General features: G+C 65.4%; 17 protein-coding genes. 9 read left to right on the top strand and 8 right to left on the bottom strand.

Annotated elements, in window-relative coordinates; all coding sequences use genetic code 11:
* Positions 1–96: 96 nt before the first annotated feature.
* The 6 genes from speB (at position 97) to AQ610_RS22820 (ending at position 9,113) form a co-directional block, all read left to right on the top strand.
* Complete coding sequence (gene speB, locus AQ610_RS22840; protein WP_006028964.1) at positions 97–1,080, top strand: agmatinase; 984 nt, start codon at positions 97–99, stop codon at positions 1,078–1,080.
* Between the two features lie 337 nt (positions 1,081–1,417).
* Positions 1,418–4,198, top strand: a complete 2,781-nt coding sequence (locus tag AQ610_RS22835) for a type VI secretion system Vgr family protein (RefSeq protein ID WP_045554708.1) — start codon at positions 1,418–1,420, stop codon at positions 4,196–4,198.
* A 37-nt stretch (positions 4,199–4,235) separates the two neighbouring features.
* On the top strand, positions 4,236–6,188 hold the full coding sequence (locus AQ610_RS22830; protein WP_045554760.1) for a Tle4 family T6SS lipase effector: 1,953 nt from the start codon (positions 4,236–4,238) through the stop codon (positions 6,186–6,188).
* Positions 6,182–7,225: a T6SS immunity protein Tli4 family protein gene (locus AQ610_RS22825; RefSeq protein WP_231749059.1), complete on the top strand. Its 1,044-nt coding sequence runs from the start codon at positions 6,182–6,184 to the stop codon at positions 7,223–7,225. Before AQ610_RS22830 ends, AQ610_RS22825 begins: the two co-directional genes overlap by 7 nt.
* Before the next feature lie 11 nt (positions 7,226–7,236).
* Positions 7,237–7,524, top strand: coding sequence for a PAAR domain-containing protein (locus AQ610_RS34580; RefSeq protein WP_080595205.1), 288 nt, complete (start codon positions 7,237–7,239; stop codon positions 7,522–7,524).
* A 179-nt stretch (positions 7,525–7,703) separates the two neighbouring features.
* Complete coding sequence (locus tag AQ610_RS22820) at positions 7,704–9,113, top strand: hypothetical protein (RefSeq protein WP_006028746.1); 1,410 nt, start codon at positions 7,704–7,706, stop codon at positions 9,111–9,113.
* Positions 9,114–9,278: 165 nt separating this feature from the next.
* On the opposite strand, the gene AQ610_RS22815 is transcribed toward AQ610_RS22820, so the two are convergent.
* On the bottom strand, positions 9,279–9,620 hold the full coding sequence (locus AQ610_RS22815; RefSeq protein ID WP_063534636.1) for a hypothetical protein: 342 nt from the start codon (positions 9,618–9,620) through the stop codon (positions 9,279–9,281).
* A 79-nt stretch (positions 9,621–9,699) separates the two neighbouring features.
* On the opposite strand from AQ610_RS22815, the gene AQ610_RS22810 reads away from it, so the two are divergent.
* From AQ610_RS22810 to AQ610_RS22800, 3 genes are all read left to right on the top strand, one after another.
* The gene (locus AQ610_RS22810) at positions 9,700–10,509 is read left to right on the top strand and encodes a hypothetical protein (protein WP_043283118.1); all 810 of its coding nucleotides are present in this window, start codon (positions 9,700–9,702) and stop codon (positions 10,507–10,509) included.
* A 198-nt stretch (positions 10,510–10,707) separates the two neighbouring features.
* A complete protein-coding gene (locus AQ610_RS22805; RefSeq protein WP_009915523.1) occupies positions 10,708–10,938 on the top strand; it encodes a hypothetical protein in 231 nt (76 codons plus the stop codon).
* 358 nt (positions 10,939–11,296) lie between these two features.
* Entirely contained in the window at positions 11,297–11,944 is a 648-nt protein-coding gene (locus AQ610_RS22800; protein WP_006028743.1) for a hypothetical protein, read from the top strand.
* 52 nt (positions 11,945–11,996) lie between these two features.
* Here the strand turns inward: AQ610_RS22800 and sctC are convergent, their stop codons facing one another.
* From sctC to pilP, 7 genes are all read right to left on the bottom strand, one after another.
* Positions 11,997–13,808, bottom strand: coding sequence for a type III secretion system outer membrane ring subunit SctC (gene sctC / locus AQ610_RS22795; RefSeq protein ID WP_006028742.1), 1,812 nt, complete (start codon positions 13,806–13,808; stop codon positions 11,997–11,999).
* A 115-nt stretch (positions 13,809–13,923) separates the two neighbouring features.
* Positions 13,924–15,606 carry a shufflon system plasmid conjugative transfer pilus tip adhesin PilV gene (pilV, locus tag AQ610_RS22790; protein WP_006028741.1) on the bottom strand — a complete coding sequence of 561 codons (1,683 nt, stop codon included), beginning with the start codon at positions 15,604–15,606 and terminating at the stop codon, positions 13,924–13,926.
* Positions 15,606–16,085 carry a type IV pilus biogenesis protein PilM gene (gene pilM / locus AQ610_RS22785; RefSeq protein ID WP_009915528.1) on the bottom strand — a complete coding sequence of 160 codons (480 nt, stop codon included), beginning with the start codon at positions 16,083–16,085 and terminating at the stop codon, positions 15,606–15,608. Before pilM ends, pilV begins: the two co-directional genes overlap by 1 nt.
* A 39-nt stretch (positions 16,086–16,124) precedes the next feature.
* Entirely contained in the window at positions 16,125–16,682 is a 558-nt protein-coding gene (locus AQ610_RS22780) for a type 4 pilus major pilin (RefSeq protein ID WP_009915529.1), read from the bottom strand.
* 32 nt (positions 16,683–16,714) lie between these two features.
* Positions 16,715–17,791: a type II secretion system F family protein gene (locus tag AQ610_RS22775; RefSeq protein WP_006028738.1), complete on the bottom strand. Its 1,077-nt coding sequence runs from the start codon at positions 17,789–17,791 to the stop codon at positions 16,715–16,717.
* A complete protein-coding gene (locus tag AQ610_RS22770) occupies positions 17,781–19,412 on the bottom strand; it encodes a GspE/PulE family protein (RefSeq protein WP_006028737.1) in 1,632 nt (543 codons plus the stop codon). The genes AQ610_RS22775 and AQ610_RS22770 overlap by 11 nt, the downstream gene beginning before the upstream one ends.
* Positions 19,409–19,903: a type IV pilus biogenesis protein PilP gene (pilP, locus tag AQ610_RS22765; protein ID WP_006028736.1), complete on the bottom strand. Its 495-nt coding sequence runs from the start codon at positions 19,901–19,903 to the stop codon at positions 19,409–19,411. The genes AQ610_RS22770 and pilP overlap by 4 nt, the downstream gene beginning before the upstream one ends.
* Positions 19,904–19,909 lie beyond the last annotated feature (6 nt).

Raw genomic sequence — 19,909 nt, 5'->3', positions numbered from 1 at the left:
GATCTTCGTGATTCAAGCCGCCATTTTGGCGGCGTACAACGCCAACTGTCGTCGTATCCGCATGATACGGCGCATTCGATATGATGGAGGAAAACGATGCCGGACCACGACTTTCAGCCGCAAAGCGGCAACGCGATGCCCCGCTTCGCGGGCATCGCGACGATGATGCGGCTGCCGCAGGCGGCGAGCGCCGCGGGGCTCGACGCGTGCTTCGTCGGCGTGCCGTTCGATCTCGGCACGTCGAACCGGACGGGCGCGCGGTTCGGCCCGCGCCAGATCCGCAGCGAATCGGTGCTGCTGCGCCCGTACAACATGGCGACGCGCGCGGCGCCGTTCGATTCGCTGCGCGTCGCCGACGTCGGCGACGTCGCGACGAACCCGTACAACCTCGCCGATTCGATCGCGCGGATCGAAACCGCGTACGACGAAATCCTCGCGCACGGCTGCCGCCCGGTCACGCTCGGCGGCGACCACACGATCACGCTGCCGATCCTGCGCGCGATGCATCGCAGGCATGGGCGCGTCGGCCTCATCCACGTCGACGCGCACGCGGACGTCAACGACACGATGTTCGGCGAGAAGATCGCGCACGGCACGCCGTTTCGCCGCGCGGTCGAGGAAGGCCTCCTCGACTGCGGGCGCGTCGTGCAGATCGGGCTGCGCGGCACCGGCTACGCGGCCGAGGATTTCGACTGGTGCCGCGACCAGGGCTTTCGCGTCGTCCAGGCCGAGGCGTGCTGGAACCGGTCGCTCGCGCCGCTGATGGAGGAGGTGCGCGCGCGCGTGCAGGGCGGCCCCGTCTATCTGAGCTTCGACATCGACGGCATCGATCCCGCGTACGCGCCGGGCACGGGCACGCCGGAGATCGCCGGCCTCACGGTGCCGCAGGGCCTCGAGATCGTGCGCGGCGCGTGGGGGCTCGACATCGTCGGCGCCGATCTCGTCGAGGTCGCGCCGCCGTACGATCCGTTCGGCACCACGGCTCTCGTCGGCGCGAATCTCGCTTACGAGATGCTCTGCGTGCTGCCCGGCGTGAAGCGGCGCGCGCAAGGCTCGCCTGAGCCGCGCATCAGCGCATGAAAGGGCGTCTCCGGCGCACGAATAGTCACGCGACAATAGATTGCGCCTGACCGCCTCCCGATACTGGATGGCGAAATACGGCGGCAATACGACGAGGCCGGCTCGTCATTGATATTGCGAGGGGTTCTCCACGGCGTTCACGACGATCATTCCGCGCGCATGCAATCCGGTTATTTGGGACATGAGCGGGCATCAGCGATTGTCAAATGATTCTGACGCCAATCCTTGGTTTCGTCTGACGTAAGCTACAATCGCGCGAGCAACCCTTGGTCGTCATGGCTGACCGTCCTCGTGTCACTTTCTTGACGGTCGAACCTGAGAGAAAGGATAACGAAAAATGGTACTCAGACCACCCAAGCTCGGGGAACTGAAATACCGCGACCTCTATGAGGCCGTCCACCGGGGAATGCTTCAGCGTGACCGGCTGTTGATGCTGGACACCCCGCTCGGCAAAAACGCATTGACGCCATTGCGGGCGCGCGGATCGTCCGGCATCGGCGGCGACTACCACTGGACGGTCGATGTGGCGTCGCTGAACGACGACACCGCGTTGCTTTCGTTGATGCACCAGCCCGTTACCCTTTGGATTCAGCAGCGGACTGTGCTGTATGCCGATCCGGTTTATCGTCCGGTGCACGGCTTTGTGCATCAGGTCGGCTATCTGGGCGGGGACGGCGGTCTGTCAACGTACCAGCTCGAATTTTCCTCCGCCCTGATTTTCCTGAGCCATTCCCGCAACGACGAAGGATGGCTCGAAAAAGATGCGCGCGAAATCATTTCAGAAATACTCAATCGGTATCCGCAGCTTCGGGGGCGGTTCCGCTTCGATCTGACGAACGAGCCGGTTGTGCGCTCGTGGTGTCGGCAAAGCGAGTCCGACCTGCATTTCGTCCACCGCCTTCTCGAAGAGGAAGGTTGGTACTTCTATTGGGTGCATGAGCCAACACGCGACGGCGAATCGCCAAAAACGACCCTTATCGTTCTGGATCGCGTGTCGACATTGCCGGCAGCGAAACCCGCTGAATACTATCGAGGCAACACCGATCACGAGGCCGACGGGTTCACGCAATGGGCGATCATGCAGACGATGCAGAGCCTGCAATTCATGTCCCGCTCGTTCGATTACAAACGGCCAACCTCACATTTTGAGGCGAGCAGTGCGCTGCAATCGACGACCTATGTCGAAGACGATGGACGACACCGGTACACACATGGCATTCCGCGCGCGCCGATGACGATCTACGAGCCGACGGCCTACGGTTATGCCGACATGGACAGCGGCGAGACGCGTGCGCATCGCCACGTGCAAGTCTGGGAATCACGCGCGCGCCGGTATTTCGGCGTCGCTGGTCTACGGTGGCTCGATGCGGGATTGCGGTTCACCTTGAACAACCACCCGCGCCATGCGGACAGTGACCCGGCGAAGCGGGAATTCCTCGTGATCGAGGCGCGCTGGTTTATCGAAAACAACGTACCGATTGGTCAGCAGGTGACCGAATATCCGCGCAGTCTGCGTGCGACGCTGGCCGAGCAGCAGGCGGCACACGGGACGCGCTTTTCGACACCGGGGCACGTCGTGGATGGAACGGCGGGATTCTTCGTGATGGAAGTCGAGGCACAGGAGGCGAGCGTCGAATATCGTAGCCCGCTTGTGCATCGGAAGCCGCAGATGACGATTGAGCACGCCATCGTCGTCACACAGAAAGGGATGGAGGCGTGGACGAATGAACGCAATCAGGTCCGCGTGCATTTCGCGTGGGACCGGAAGAATCCAGACGATGCGTTCGGATCGTCGCCGCTGCTGTCGACCATGCAGGCCGACACGGGTAACCGCTATGGTTCGGTTCATGTGCCCAGAGCCGGAGAATGGGTACTCGTCGCTTATTGGGGAAACGATTGCGACAAGCCATTCATTTTGGGGCGCGTCAACGGCGGCACGACCCCTTCGCAATGGCATTCGAATGTGCTGCTGTCGGGATTCCAGTCGCAAGGGTTTGGCGGCACGGGCGCATACAACGCATTTGTCCACGACGATGCCACGCATCAAAGCGGCACGCGGATCATCAGCTACACGGGCAAGAGCTATGCCGCCCTGATGCAGGGCTATCTGATTCAGCAGGACGGCAACACGCGCGGCCGATATCTGGGTTCGGGTTTCGCCCTGCACGCCGACGAGTTCGGTGCGGTTCGCGCGAGCAAGGGCTTGTCGATCAGTACGCATCCGAAGGGCTACGACGACGAGCAGATGAGCGTGGACGAGGCGCGAACCCAGTTGCAGCAGGCGGGCATGTTGGTCGAGTCCCTATCGAGCGCAAGCACGACCGCGCAGGCGGAAACCCTGCAAGCGGGCCAGGACGCGCTCAAGGGGTTATCGAAGGAGATTCAGCACGCGGTATCAGGCTCAACGTCAGGCGGCGTGACGGCGGGCGGCGGCACGGGCAGCGCGAACGGATTTGCGCAGCCCAACATTCTGGTATCGACGCCGAAAGACCTTGCGCTCGTAGCGGATCGATCGGCCCATATCGTTGCCGAGGGCGAGGCGAATATCGTCAGCAACGGCAATACCCATGTTGCGACGGGCAAAGCGATGATCGTGGCGGCAGCGGAAAAGGTCAGTTTCTTCGCGCAGAAACTTGGCGCGTTCTTTGTCACGGCGAAAGGCCCCATCAAAATGTCGGCCAACACCGACAACGTGAGCATCAACGCGGGCAAAGACGTGACGATGAAGGCCAAGCGCATCGTGCTCGATGCCGATGAAATCTGGATCAAGGCCGGTGGTTCGTACACCCGGTGGACGGCTGGCGGCATCGAGGATGGCACGCAAGGCCCGCGCACGGTCAAGTCTGCATCCTTCAGCCGTCAGGGGCCGAGTTCCGTCGCGCAGCACCTGAACAGCTTGCCGCAGGCGAAATTCAATGACCCGTACGTACTGCGAAATCAAATCACGGGCGAAGTAATGAAAAACCATCCGTACGAGATTGTGCGCGGCGACGGCACGCGCATCAAAGGCATGACGAACGAATTGGGACACATTGCCGAGCAGAAGAACGAGGATGTCGAGTCGCTGAAACTCCACGCTTTGCGCCCTACTCCGAGCACGGGCGACACGTCGGCATGACATCCCAATTCAAATAAGATGATTAGAGCAATCCACGATGAGCGATAACCCGACTGACAATCCGGGCGGCGTTGCGCCGTCCGATGGCGATGCGGCCGAGCAAGAGGTCGTGCAGGTGATGGGGCGCACTGCCCCGGATGGATCGTCGTACGGCCACTTTACGTTGACGCCAGCGAGCGACACGCGCAGCAAGGAATTGTTGTGCGACGTGCGGCCCATCATTCCGGTGATCTTTCTGCCGGGCGTCATGGGCTCGCTCTTGACGAACACCGATACCGGCGACGAGATGTTCTTCGCACCAAACACGGACGGGATGCTGGGGAACCTGGGCGGACTTCCCGCGCTGCTTGGATTGTGGTTCAAGGGCGCGTCCACGCGCGAAACGCAGTTCGATCCGACCAAGGCGGCGGTGACGCCACATGGGCCGATCAATGTCGGCAAACATGGCGAGAACGATAGCCCGGAGCAGTACGTGGACGAGGCGGAAGCACGCCGCCGGGGGTGGGGGTCGATACACCGGACCAGCTATCACCCGGTTTTGGCTTGGCTGGAAGAACAACTCAATCGCCCTAAGTTTATGGGTAAGCCGCATGGGGTGTGGGTGACGCCCGATTCAACGGGTGAGAAGTGGGCGCTCAAGCCGCTGCTTGGAACCGAACCTGCCGACTATGGGGCGACCGACGCGGGGACGCAGGGCAAGGGTCAAGCGATTGACGAGAAATCGACTGCATTCAATCACTTCGCGAAGTTTCGATATCGGGTCTATGCGATTGGCTATAACTGGCTGCAATCGAACGAAAAATCCGGACTCGATGTAATAAACGGCTCGGATTACAAAGACCCGAAGACCAAGAAGATAACGCGCCTGATGGGCATCAAGGAAATCATCGCAGAGAACCATACCGACAAGGCGATCATTCTGACGCATTCGATGGGTGGACTGGTCGCACGGATGGCGATTGCGATGCACGGCGCGGGGAACCTGATGTATGGGGTGTTTCATAGCGTGCAGCCCGCAACCGGCGCCCCGGTTGCGGCGAAGCGGTTCAGGACCGGAGCCGGTAACGAGGGCGCGTTGAAGGGCTTCATCAACGGCAGCCTGGTCGGGAACAACGCGGCGGAGTTCACGGCGGTTGCAGCGAACGCACCGGGGCCGCTGGAGCTATTACCGATGCCGGACTATCACAAGGGTGAGCCGTGGTGGATATTTGCGCGGATCAATGGCCAACCGGTAATGCAGTTGCCGAAAGGTGGCAACGCGTACGGCGATATTTACGCAAATCCACAGTGGTACGGATTGGTGCCAGATGCATCATTGCTCGACCCGGCTGGAATTGTGAATGAACGTTTGAAAGCAAAGGGAAATAAAGAGACTATTTTTAGCGGCTTCAAAGATGTCATGCTAGATGTCGTAACCAGGCAAAGTAAGATCAAAGATGCTTACCACGGGAAGACGTATATTTCTTATGCGGGTGGCGGACTGGAGTCGAGAGAAAAATCTAGGCCGAGCGGGGAGAAAGGTAAACCCGCTATCGAGCCGGGCGAGAAGCTTGAAGATCTATTGGGATGGGGCACGGTGATTTGGACCGGAAACCTGCCGGCCGATGTGACGGAAGATGAACTGCGTGCCGCGACCTTCTTGCATGTCGATCCCAATTCGGACTCGGGCAAGGGAAACCTGCGAATCTATCTGGAATCGCGTAAGCTGGTCGTCGAATTCGAAGTGCAAAAGGTGGCAAAGCTTCCTCCCGGTAGCACCACAACCGACCCAAGCAAGAATGGCATCGTTCCAGGTGACGGCACGGTGCCCGTATGGTCGGCGGAAGCCCCCGCAAGCAGTGCAAGTGGCGGTGCGGCTCCGGGTGTACAGATGGTGTTCGATCAAGGCGGCTACGAACATCAGTTCAGCTACAACCATCCGTGGACCCGATGGGCGTTGCTCTATAGCATTGTACAAATTGCGCAAGAAGCGCCGGAGCCGTCATGCTGACTCGTATTTCACGAATTCTGATTGTGGTGGTGGGCGTGTGCGCCAGCTCGATAACCTACTCCGGGGAACCGACGATGACCAATCCTTTGTTGTCCAAGCCGCGTCCGTGGTGTGTCGGTCGCTTTGTATTCGACCGTCCCTCGACGAGTGAAATTTCTAATCAGCGGTATGAGTTCCGGGGCGAAAAACTCGAAACGCAGTACAAAACATCGCTTGAGATCTATCAATCAAAAGTTGGATCTTTAGAAAAAGACTTGAAATCCAGGCAGCGCGTTAATCCGATAAATTTAGAAGAAAAAACGGGACTCTCATGGTTAGAAAAGATGATTGCACCGACGAAGGATTCTAAGGTCTTTGTTTTTCAGAAAGGCGTAGCAAAAGGCGTCAGCCTACCATTTCACACCGAAGGCTACCTTTACGACGACCATATGTTATTTCATACGACCGGCAGCATTGGCGAAACAGCCCTTAATGACGCAGATGGAATCTACAGGGATGTTTATCGGCGCATAAAAGCACGCGATAACTGGTCGGTGCCGACGGAATCGGGTTTCTGTTTCGACGGTGGAATCGTGACAGGTTCGTCTACGTACCCGGAAGAATTGAGCCAGTCTATTGCGTTGATGCCGGGACGTCCGGCGCTGTTGGTGATCCAGATGCGGGAGTCCATCAGTCAGGATCAAGGGAAGCCACTAACCAAGACATTGCCCGACCTGCGTGCGCAGATGGATCGGGTCGCAGGCAGCGGGAGCTATCGCATCCTGCGTCAAGGCAAACGCACGGTGGGCGGAATGGACGGCGAAGAAGTGTTATTCGAACTAAAGGACGGCCCGATTACGTCGTATCGTTTCTACCTGCTGGCTCCGGGTGATCCAAGCACGCTCGCGAAGCCGCATACGGCAATCCAATTGTTGCTGGGTTCCCCCTCCCCTGATCTGCCGCCGGATCAAGCAACGTCGCCAGTGGACGAGACTGGCGCACTGCAAACATGGGACACGCTGCTGAATAGCTTGCGGTTGCGTCCGGGCGCGGTTTAAGAGAGCACGACATGCGACGATATGACATCGTGAAAGGCGACCTGACGACAGCCGGCGGCATCGTGCAAAGAGGCGATGGCGGCGACCTGCTGAATGGCCGCGAACAAGCATATGAGCACGATCCTGTGCTGTGCCCGGCGTGTAAAACAATCGGCAAGATTGCGTGTGATGGTCCCCGAATTTCGAGCACGGGGCCGGATGGGCGACAGGCGGCGTTAAGCGACGATCTTTGTATCTGCTTGTGTTCGCCGTCGCCGAAACTGGTGGCATCTCAGTCGGCGTCATATATCGAAGTCTGAATGCTCGACACTTCGAAGCTAGCAATGTGTATCGATTGTTGGCTAATACAGCTCATTGACGGTCCATCAGCGCATCCGCACACGCCCCCCAAACAATTCCGAAACTTTCCCGCCCTATTTCCCCGTGGCAAACGTATGATGATTGCCGCGCATCAAGCGCATCCACATACGGAGACCCTATGAAAAGACTGAAGTACGCGGCAGCGCTGCTGACCGCGGCGGCGATGAGCCCATCGTGGGCGCAAGCGCCAACCCTCGTCGCGCAATCGCACGTAGACGGCGTCAGCCGGGCCGAGCCGACGAAAATCGGCAAACAGCTCGCCGCGCGCCGCGCGTCGCTGCCGACCCTGCCGCGGCCGCTGCCGACGCTGTCCGCCAGCGCGATCCGGCAGGCCGGCGCGCGCGCGCCGCTCGCGAAGCGCCAAGCGACGCTCGCCGCAACGACCACCGCAACCGCCGCAACCGTCGCGCCGCCCGTCGCGAACTGCACCGATGTCACGATCGGCGCCGCGTACAACGCGGTCACCGCGCCCGCCGGCCAGGCCGACTGCTTCCAGTTCGTCGCGCCGAGCGCGACGAAGATCGTCGCGTACGTCGTGAGCCTGCCCGCCAACGAACAGCACGACGCGCATCTCGTGCAAGTCAACGAAGACGGCTCGTGGACAGTGCTTGACAGCCAGGCCGACCTGTCGCCGAACAAGATCGTCGAGGCGGTGCCGAACGGCCCGGTGCGCCTTTTGCTGCTCGTCAGCGCGCAGCAAGGCGCGGGCAACGCGCCGTTCCAGTTCCAGGTGTTCGGCACGACGGGCTATGACAGCTACGAGCCGAACGATTCGATCCTGCATCCGACGAAGCTGACCGGCAACCAGCAGATCAGCGCGAACCTCGATACGGTCGCGGATTTCGATTACTACGCGGTGCAGGTGCCGTCGACGCAAACGGCGAACTACGTGACGTTCAAGGGTGCGGGCACGCAGACGGCCGAGCTCGAGACCGCGCCGAACACGTGGGCGACGCTCGCGTCGGGCACGTCGTACAACATCACGTCGCCCGCGGGCGCGACGCTGATGTTCCGCGTCTACGACAAGGGCACGACCGCGCCCGCCGCGCAAGCGTATACGCTGCGCGTGTCGGACGGCGCGGGCACCGCGGGCTTCTATCGCCTCCTCGACAACGAGAACATCACGCATCTCGTGCGCGGCAACGAGAACGTCGCGCGGGTCGTGTCCGCAGGCGCCATCGCGTGGGATTCGACGGGCAACGTCCGCCTGCCGCCCGGCGAGCGCATCTGGTTGCGCGCATACGACAGCGCGGGCCCGAACGGCCCCAACACGCTGCTGACGGAAACGTCGGGCTACACCGACGCGAACGGCAACCTGCTCGTCGATCTGAACGTCGGCGTGTGCCAGGGCGGCGGAACGGTGACGGGCGACTTCAACACGATGTCGGTGCCCTCGGATCGCTGGCGGATCACCTACAACCCGTATGCGTTCGCTGTCGCGTATCTCGACAACGCACAAATCCGGGAGCGGACGTCGATCATCCACTTCACGCACATCTGCACCGAACAGTATCTCGGCCGCAAGTAACAACCGTCAGCGCGAGAAATGCGGCCCGCCTTCGGCGGGCCGCATCGCATCGCGGGTAGGGCCGGCCTGCTGCGCCGACGCAACCGGCGGGCACGCGCGATCGCGACGCCCCGCACGGCGCACCGCGAATCCGCACGCGATCGAGCCCACGCATCGCGCAAGCCCTCATCCCGGCTTGCCGCTCAGTTCCTTCAACCCCTTGATCACGCCGAGCAGCGCGCGGCCGTGCTCTTCGGAGCCGTCCCACGCCTCGACGATCGCCTCGCGCAGCAAATCGTTGTACGGCGCCGACAACCGGCCCGATTGCCGCGTCTCGACACCGTAGAAACTGCATAGCTTATTGAATGATGCGCTCCTGCGCAGCCGACGCCCGCTCGACGACCTGAGTCGCGAGACGGTGGGCTGGCTGACGCCCGAAAGCCTCGCTATTTCGCTGGACGAGCGGGTATCGGCCAATAATCGGCTCAACAGGTCCTGAACAGAAAAATGTCTCTTGGGGGCTTCCATAGCATGCATTATACATATACATTAACGCCTAATGAATTGATCGTCGAAGCCGACGGTCGGCCGCATTCCGAGAAAGTTGATGACACTGAAACACCTCCCCCCGACGTTTTGCTGGACCAAGATCGGTCACGAATCCGGCGAAGCGCTCCCGACGACCGTGCTGAGAAAGGAATGGGAGCGCCGGCTCGGAGGCGGGCGGTTTCTGTGGGGCATCGGCCAGCCGCTCGGCAACAGCGCGCAGATCGCCGCGCACCGCACGGGCTCGCTGATCGCGCTGTTCTCGCCGGCGTCGAGCAAGGCGAGGCAGCCGGAAAGAAAAACGGAAGACGTGCTGTTGTGGAACGCGTGGATCGATGCGAGCGGCCAGGTGCGTCAATTGCCGCCGCATACGTTCATCACGAGCCGCGCGACGCTGCCTTCCGGCCGGCGTCGCGAGCACTACTACGCGCTCGTGTGCGCGTCGCCGACCGAGCTCAGCATCGGCACGCGCCTGCGCGTGTATCCCGATCACCTGCGCAGCGTGAGCACGGGCAAGGTGCTCGGCGCCGCGCAGAGCGCGGCGGTCGTCGATTGCGTCGGCCGCGAGACGGAGCAGACGGGCAGGAGCTATCCGCTCGCGCTGTCGGTCGAGCTCGAGGCGCCGTACTTCGTGCGGCTCACGCAACCGAGCGTGCTGAAGGCGCGCGATCTCGCGAAAATCACGAAGGCGACGCGCGACGGCGATCTGGATACGTTCGTCGAGCAGGTCACGCGTCTGCGCAGCCAGCCCGCCGCCGCCGAGCAGGCGCGCGGGTTCACGCGGGATCTGTTCGACATGTCGCCTGTCGAATCCGCCGCGCCGTTCGGCCACGCCGCGCCCGCGCATGCGCATGCGAACCATGCGTGGTGACGGGCCGCGCGTCTGACGTGCAGCCTGACGCGCGCCGCGCGACGACGCGCGAAGCGTTGCGTCGTCTGCTCACCATCGTTGCGCGCCGGTCATCTGTCGCCATCCGGTCACGGCGGCCCGATCGGGACAAAGCGAGCATCGCGCGATGCAAGCGCTTGCGATCGGCCTGTCATGTCTGGCAACGGAGGAGAAACGTCCATGTCGTCCATCCCGCATTCCCGGGAAGCCGAGGCCGCACAGCGTTTTTTCGAGGCGACGCGCAACGTCGATCGCGCATTCCGCGCCGTTCGCGGCGACGCCGGGGAGACGACGTCGAGCATCGAATACGCGGCCGCGGTGTCGCGCCTCGATCGCGCGCTCGACGAGCTCGCCCGTGCTCAGGCGCGATTCGATTCCGCGGTTCGGATGCGCTCGCGCAAGCGCAACTGAAGCGACCGCGCCTTCTCCACGCCGCCCGCATCGACGATGCGCGATGCCGGGCTACGCCGGCGCGCGTCGAACCGTGGGGATCGCCGTGTCCCGTCTGCATGCAAAACGCGCAACGCAGCATGCGAACGCTCGCGCATGTCGGCGGCAATCGCGACAGCTCCGCACCGTCGGCATCGCGGCCGGGCCCGGACGCGGACGTTTTCGGCGATGATCCGATGCGCGCGCAAGCAAACCGGCTATCAAGTTTCGCCGCACGCTGCCGTCAACCTCGAATCATCCACCGTCACGGCGCGCCGTCACCCGCCGCCCCGCGACATGCATCGCGCGCGCGTCCGGCGCGCATGGCCCACGCTCGAACATGATCGCCGCTCCCGTCCTGCATACGCTGCTGCTTCGAATCCGTCACTGGCTCCGCCATCACACGCGCGACTTCGCGCGGTCGGATTTCTGGCCCGGCCGCACGCTTTTCGAAGCGTTCACGGTTCTCGCCGCGTGGGTGCTGCCCGCGATCGCGGGCGTCATCGTGACCGGCTGGCTCGGCAGCCACCGGTCGGTCACGTACCTTCAGGCGGCGATCCAGGAAGGCATCGGCCCGCACATCTGGAACGTGTTCGCCACGCTCGGCATGGTTCTCTTCGGCATGCTCGTCGCCGCGCCGCGGCAAAAGTGGCTCGCGCTCGCCGCGCACCAGGTGATGCTCAATACCTATTCGCTTGGGGCGCTGATGCTGGGCCTGCTGCTCGGACAGTGGATCGGCATCGGCGCGCCGCCGGCTTCCGGCCTCCTTCATGCGTTTCTGCGCACGGCCGGCATGGGCGTGCTGTTCTCGATCGCCTTCGGCCTGAATCTCGCCGTCTGGTACGTCGCGTTTCTCGCGTCGCCGAAGCGCCTGCATACCGGCTTCATGCTCAAGATCGCCCGATGCGCGCCGCAGTTCCGCCTGCCGCTCGCCGCGACGATCGTCACGGCGGCGCTCGCGTCGCTCTATCTCTACCTCGGCCGATGAGCGCGATGCGCGCGAGCACCCGGCCGGCGCGACGCGGCCGCATGCCGCCCGCTCAAGGCTCGATCACCCGCGGCGTCACGAGAAAGAGCCGCTCGCTATGGCTGTCCTGCTTGTCGGTCGAGCGGAACAGCGCGCCGAGCAACGGCAGCTTCGACAGCACCGGCACGCCCGATTGCGTGTTCGAGCGCGCGTCCACCTTGTAGCCCGCGATCAGGAGCGCCTGCCCCTGCTCGATGAACGCCTGCGTGTTGATCTCGTTCGACACGATGACCGGAATGTTGTCGACCGTCTGCTGCGACAGCTCGCCGTCGACGATCCGCACGTCGAGCTTGATCTGCGTGCGTCCGCCTTCCTCGACGACCATCGGCAGCACGCGCAGCGACACGCCCGTCGAGATGCTGTAAAGGTCGGCCGACGTGTAGCCCGCGACGCGCACGAAGAACTGCTTCTTGTTGTCCATCACCGCCTCGACGTTGTCGAGCGTCGTGACTTTCGGGCTTGCGTCGGTGCGCGCCTGGTTCGACGATTCGAGCGCGTTGATCCGCGCGAGCAGGTAGCGGCCGGCATCGCCGAGCACGGCCGTCAGCGACAGCCCGAGCGGGCTCGCCGGCACGCCGACCGAATCGTTGCCCGACAGCGAGATCGAGCCGAACGTCGGATTCAGCGAGCCGTTCGCATACGAATTCTGCGACGTGAGCCCCGTGCCCGTCTGCAGGTCGACATGGCTGTTGTGCGCGCGCCAGTCGACGCCGAGCTGCCTGAGCGCGCCGTCGTCGATCTCGATGATGCGCGCCTCGATCTCGATCAGGCGCGGCTTCACGTCGAGGAGCGCGATCAGGTCCGGATACTGCGCCATGTGCTCGGGCACGTCGCGCACGAGGATCGAGTTCGTGCGCGGGTCGGCCTGGATCACCGGCAGGTCGGGCGCGTCGCCCGCGCCCGCTGCCACGCCGCTCGCGCCGCCGGGCAAGCCGTTCGCGTCGGGCATGCCGCCGCCGGGCGCGCGCGCCGCGCCCGGATTCGCGATCGCCGCGGCGAGCAGGCCGCCCGGGCGCGGATCGCCGCCCGCCGGCATGCCCGCGCCGTCGCCCGACTGCGCGGCCTGCATGTACGGCGGCAGCGGCGGCAACGGCGGCACGCCGCTGCGCCCGCCGCCGAGATCCGTCATCGGCGCGGCGCGGCTGATCGGCTGGCCGACCGTCGTCTGCGACGCGCGCTTGCCGTCGCCGGGGTGATACATCCGGTTCAGCAGCGATGCGACACCCGGCATCGTCACCGTCGTGCCGTCGACGTTCACGTCACGATCGGCGGCCCACGCGTGCTTCAGCGAGAACACGCGGATCGCCGTGCCGCCCGTGCGCGCGGAATTCTCGTCGAGCCGCGCGGCGACGCTCGTCACGAGCTCGACGTAGCGCGGCGGCCCCGCGACGAGCGCGGTGCGCTGCCGCGCGTTGTAGGTGACCGGATAGCGCGGATCGGCAACCTTCATCTGTTCGAGCAGATCGCGCAGGTCGCCCGTGTTCGCGTGATCGAGCTTGACGAGCGTGCTCTTCATGTCGCTCGCGGGCGTCACGTACAGCACGGTGCCGTCGTAATACCAGACGAAGCCGAACGACGCGGCGAGCGTATCGAGAAAGCGCTGCGGCGACATCCTCATCTTGCCGCTGACGGCGCCGCTCACGCCGGGCGCAACGTTCGCCGCGATGTTCTGGCTCGCGGCGAGATCGCGCAGCACGTCCTTCACGTCCTTGCCTTCCGCCGCGTACTGGATTTCGGCGCTGCGCCAGCGGACGGGCGCGGCATCGGCGGAAAGGCTCGCGAGCGAGCACAGCAGGGACAGCAAAACGGGGATCTTGGCCTTCATGGGTCCGTCCGGTGGGAGCGCGCGCACCGTCGGTCGGATCGCGCGCCGCGAATGGGAGACCCCTGCAGTTAACCGCAGCGCCGCGCGGCGGCGCCCGCGCGCGGCGAAGGCCCGTTCAATAGAACGAATTGATCGTCCAGCCGGTCACGAGCGGCGTCTGGAGGAAGGTCTTGCCGCCGCTGCAATAGGTCGACGTCCACGGCGTTCCCGAGTAGCTGTCGTACGTCGCCCACTTGCTCGAAAGCCTGACCGTGTAGCCGCTGCGCGGCTCGGCGGCCTGATTCAGCGTGACGTTGATCGTCGCGGCGTCCTCGATCAGCTTCGTCGATTGCGCCTCGCCGTGCGCGATCACCCGGTCGCTTTGAACGTCGATCACGTCGACGACGAGACGCATCTGTCCTTCCCGCCCTTTCAGCGCGCACGTCGCGTAGCTCATGTGCATGTACGCGCTCACCGAAATGAGCCCGTTGTTGTCGAGCTTCACCGGCCGGTCGATCGTGTACGTGTACGTGCCGTCCGATTCGTACGTGATGAGCGGCGGGTTCGGATAGGGGCCGCGGTAGGTGTACCCGCACGAGAAATCGGTCGCGCCGGGCGTCTCCATCAGGATCTCGCACGCCGTCTCCGTGCCGCCGATCTTGATCCCCGATTGCGGCAGCCACTTGCCGTCCTGGCACGACAGCACCTGCCCGTCCTGGTCCATCGACACGAGTCCCGCGTTCGGCCGGCTCGGATCGGGCGCGCACGGCGTGTTGATGACGACGCGCCCGGTGATTTCGTACTGGTTCGCGGAGACGACGCCGGGCACGATCAGGTTGCCGTTCTGGTCCACGGCGAGCGCCTTCCAGGCGTAGCCCGTCCACGCAAACGCGCGGAACGTGTCGAGCGTGAGGCGCACGTCGCCGGTTTCGTTCGATGCGTCGGTGGGCAGATCGTCGGCCGTGGCGACGGGGTCCTTCCAGTGGCCGCCCGCGCCGCGCCACACGCCGCTCTTGCAGCTCAGCAGATTGCCGGCCGCGTCGGCGCCGAGCTTGCCGTTCGCGTAACTGCCCGCCGCGCCGCAGTTCGCCGCGTCCGTGCTGCCTTCGACGAACGTGTGCGTGAGCCAGATCGGCACCTGCATCGCGTTCGCCTCCGGATGGCCGCCGACGCCGACGCGGTACAGGTAATCGCTGTTGATCTGCTGGCCCGGCCCGTTGAAGAAGATCTCGCTGGCGAGATGGCCGGCATTCGGCGGCGCGGCGTCGGCCGGATCGCATGTCGGCGAGCTGCCGCCGAGGTAGGTGCCGAGCGGCATGCGCCATGCGTCAAACGCGCCGCGCGCGAGCGCGGGCGCGCTCGTGGCGATCGAGCCGCCGCCCGGCCCCGCGCTCGCGGCGACGAGCCCGAGCTCCTTGTCGCCGATCGTCTCGCCGCCCGTCGTCACGACGAGCGCGTCGAGTCCGACGCCGCTCGCGGTGCGCTTGACGAGCACGCACGTGTGCTGACCATACGCGTTCCGCGTCTGCAGCGCGGCGGGCAAATCGTTCGTCGCCTGCAAATCGGCGAGCGTCATCACGACGGGCGCTTGCGCGTTCGCGCGCTGCAGCCACGCGTCGTAGTCGCGCTTCAACGCACGCGTCGCCGCGGCCGTCACCTGCGCCTGGTATTGCGCGGCCTGCTGCGCGCGCACGTCGTCGAGCGACGTGTCCAGCATCGCCGCGATGCCGGCGAGCAGCAGCGCGGCGATCGCGAGCGCGCCGAGCATCTCGATCAGCGCGAAGCCGCGCGCGCGGCGGCGGGAAGACATGAAATGCATCAGTACGCTTGCCCCATCCAGACCGGAAGGCCGTTTGCGATCGAAAGCCCCGCGGGCAGCGGCACGCCGTCCGCCGGCGCGTTCGGATTCGCGTAGCCGGGGCGCACGACCGCGCCGCGATACGCAACGCCCGCGAGCAGCGAGCCGTCGGCGAGCGCCGCGATCTCGCCCGCGATGTTCACGGGCGGCGGCGACGCCGCATACGCGACGACCGTGCCGCGCTCGACGTAGTTGCGCCAAAGCGGGTTCGCGCCCGGATACCACGTCGGAAACGGAAGCTGCGCGTTCGGCACCGCGCCGCGCGTGCCCGGATGCGTGCGCGCGTAGTCGAGCGCCGCCTGGCGGTAAACGGCGAGATTGTCCGCGAGCGCTTGCGCGGCGCGCGACGGTTGCAGCGCGGGAACGGCGGACGGGCCTTGCAGTGTCGCGTAGACGGCGGCGAGCGATGCGAAGGTCAGCGCGACGGCCAAGGCGTACATGAGCGGCGGTGCGAACGATGGAAAACGGCGTGGGCGGCGTCAGTTCGACGTCCAGACGATCGACGCGTTGTCCGCGCAATTTGTCGTCGCGTTACCGGGGGAAACCGGATAGTCGATCGCGGCATTCCCGCCGATCGCAACCGTCCGCCAGTTGCCGCCCGCCGTCAGCGTATTGATGCAGACGTCGCGCGGGACGTTCGTGTACTGGACGGTGAAGGTCTGGCCGACTCCCGTCACCGTGACCGCGCCGCCCCACGCGTTCGATACGTTGCCGTTGTTGTCGGTCGGCAGCGTGCTCGGAAACACCTTCGCCGCAACCAGGTTCGCATTGAGCGGAGCATTGTTCCCGTAATTGTTCACCTGCCCCATATAAAGCTTCTTGGTCCCCGTCTGAATCGCGTTCAGCTCCTCGGCGAGCCGGTTCGTGTTCGCACTGGAAAACGCCGAGCCGAGCAGCGCGATCGCGCCGACGATCACGATCGCGGCGACGCCGAGATACGCGATGCTCTCGAGCAGCGACGCGCCGCGCTCGTGGCGGTGGCGCCGGCAGAGCGCCGGCTCGTGGCGGTAGGCGGGATGGGCGGCGAGTGGTTTCATGTTGGTTTCTCCTGAATTGAAAATGCGCGACGTCAATGCATCGCGCGCGTCATCGCGGCGATTTCCTGCTGGATGCCGAAGAAGCCCGTCACGAGCCAGCCGATCAGCACCGCGAGCACGACGATCGCGACGCCGTTCAGCACGCGCATCTGCGCGGCGATCCGCGCGACGCCCTCTTCGAGCCATTCGTCGGCGAGCATCCTGAGCGCCGCGTCGAAGCCGCCGTACTCGGCGTAGATGCACAGATCCTCGACGATCTCGCGCGACGGAAACTGATAGCCGGTGTTGAGCAGCGCCTCGCCGGCGTTGAGGCCCGATTTCACGCCGACGAGCGTGTCGTCGATCCGCTCGCGCAGCCACGGCCCCGCGACCGCGCCGATCTTCAGCAGCGCCTTCTCGACCGTGACGCCCGACGCCTGCAGCGCCGAGAACGCGATCAGAAAGCCGCTGCCCGCGACGAGCCGGTAGATCGAATAAGGCGGCACGCGGTCCGCATAGATGCGCAGCGGCCCGCGCCAGCGCGGCAGCGACCATGCGAGCGCGACGAGCGCCGCAACGAGCGCCGCGACGACGACGAGCATCCAGCCCTGCACGAACAGCGACATCAGATACAGCGAGCGCGCGGCGCCGTGCCAGTGCGACGGATCGGCGATCAGCGCGAATTTCGGAATCACGTGCGTGCCGAACAGGTACAGATAGCCGATCACCATCACGACGAGGCCGACCGGATACGCGACGCCGCCCGTCACCGCGCGGCGGATCTTGCGGCTCGACTGCACGATGTCGGCGACCGACGCGAGCGCGTCCTCGATGCGCCCCGCCTGCTCGCCCGCCGCGACGATCATCTGCTCGGTCGCGGGCACCCACGCGTCCATCGCCTCGGACAGCATCCCGCCGTTCTGCACGGCGAGGCGCCAGTCGGACAGCACGATCGCGAGCGGCTCGCGCGGCTTGCGGCCCTCGCGCGACGCGCGCCATTCGAGCTCCTCGAGCACCTTGAGGAGCGGCAGCCCGTTGCCGAGCATCTTCGCGATCTTCCGGTACACGCGCAGCCGCTCGTCGGCATTCAGGCACAGCTTCGCCCAATGGCGATTCAGCTCAAGTGCCATAGCTGAACCCGACGAGCGACAGTTGCTGCCGCGCCTCGCCCGCCGCCGGCGCGAGCGTGCCGACCACGCGCTCGACGCCGCGCGGATCGACGAGCCCCGCCGCGACCTTGCGCAGCGCGTGCTCGGCGAGCGTCATCCCGCCGAGCGTGCGGGTCCAGTACTCGAGCGCGCCGACCTTGTCGCCGTCGCGCAGGAACTCGAAGAGCCGCGCATCGGGCAGGATCACTTCGGCCACCACCGTGCGGCCGATCGTGCCGGCCGCGCCGCACTGCGCGCAGCCGTCGCCCGCGATGCATACGTCGTGCACCCGGGTGTCGAGCGCGAGCCGCAGCCGCGCGAAGAGGCCCGGCTCGATGCGCTCCGGATGATCGGCGAGCCGCAGCTTGCAATGCGGGCACAAGAGCTTCACGAGACGCTGGCTGATGAGCCCGGAGATCACCGTGTGATCGGTGATCATCCGCGCGTGCAGGCCGAGATCGATCAGGCGGTCGGCGATCGCGAGCGCGCTGTTCGCGTGCACCGTCGTCCACACCTGATGGCCCGTCATCGACGCGCGCAGCGCGGTCTGCCCGGACGCGCGGTCGCGGATCTCGCCGATCATGATCGTGTCGGGGTCGAGCCGCATCGCGTTCGTGATCGCCGCCGCGAACGCGAGCGCGCGCGCGTCCTCGGTGGGCGCGTTCGCCACCGGCGTCTGCACCGCGCCGTCGATCGGATATTCGATCGGGTCCTCGACCGTGATCACGTGCAGGCTGCCGTGCGATTCGTCGATCTGCGCGGCGAGCATCCGTTGCAGCGTCGTCGACTTGCCGGAGCCCGTCGGGCCGCTGATGATGTTCATTCCGTGCGGCTGCGCGCGCAGCGCGCGAAACGCGGCGACGTGCTCGGGCGCGAAGCCGAGCGCCGCGAGATCGGTCGCGTCGCCCGCGTCGTTATAGAGCAGCCGCAGCACCATCAGGCTGCCCTCGCTCGTCGGCGTCGTCGCGATCCGCACGCCGTACAGGTCGTCCGGCAGCTTGTCGCGGTCGCCGATGCTCGCGTCCTGCCGCTCGCTCGGCCGGTAGCTGTTGTCCGACACGGTCGTCATCGCGCCGTACAGCGTCGCGAGCAGGCGCTCGCCGTGCTCGCGCGTGTGCTCGTTCACGCGCACGAGCTCGTTGTGGACCCGGAAGTAGACCTCGGTGCTGAAGCGGCGCACGCGGATGTGAACGTCGGACGCGCGCTCGCGGCACGCGCGGCCGATCAGCTCCTTCGCGAGCACCTGCATCACCGTGTGGTCGAGCCGCTCGCCGCCGCCCGCGACGTTCCGCCGGTACGCCTCGCGCACCTGCATCAGCGTCGCCGGCGTCGGCCGGTACGGCCGGCCCATCCGGTCGAGCCGCGCGCGATACGACAGCACGAACGGGTTCATCTCGTGGCCTTCGGCGATGAGCAGCCTCCCGTCGTCGAACAGGCAGACGAACTTGCGCTCCTCGACGCTCGCGGCGAAGTCGCCCGCTTCGCTGACGGCGCGCGGGCCGCGCGGCGGCGCGACGGCGGCGGTATCGGCAGTGTCGTCGGCGGCGGCGTGCGGCGTCGCGCGCGCGGCCGCCGGGTCGGGCCGTTGCGCGTCCCGGCTCATGATCCGCTCGCCGGCAAGGCGGGCAGCGTCGGCAGCGGCGCGGCCGCGTCGGCCGGCAGCGGCGGATAGCCCGCATAGGAAGGCGACGCCGTCGACAACCGGTACGTGCGCCCGCGATTCGACACGACGACCGCGCGCGGCTCGATCGCGGCGACGCGTCCGCCGTCCGGCAGCGCGTCGCCGCGCTGCACCTCGAATTCGGCGCCGCCGTTCATCCGCAGCGTCGCGAACGCGCGCTTGCCGACGCCTTCGATCGCCGTCACAGCGAACTGCCCGGCGGGCGCGCCGCCACCGCGCGCGCGCGCGAGCTGCGCGGTGCGCTCGGCGACCTGCTGCTCGGTCTCGAGCTTCTTCAACTGCGCCTGCAGCAGAACGGTCTCGCTTTGCAACCGTGTGAGCCGTTCGGCGGTCGCGCCGCCGTCGTCGTCGGACGGCGCGGGCCCCGCCGCGCGCGCGATGCCGGCGAAGAGCGCCGCGCCAAGCGCGCACATCGATCG

This window comes from Burkholderia humptydooensis (assembly GCF_001513745.1).
Taxonomy (GTDB): Bacteria; Pseudomonadota; Gammaproteobacteria; order Burkholderiales; family Burkholderiaceae; genus Burkholderia; species Burkholderia humptydooensis.
This window is presented reverse-complemented; position numbering and strand designations above follow the sequence as displayed.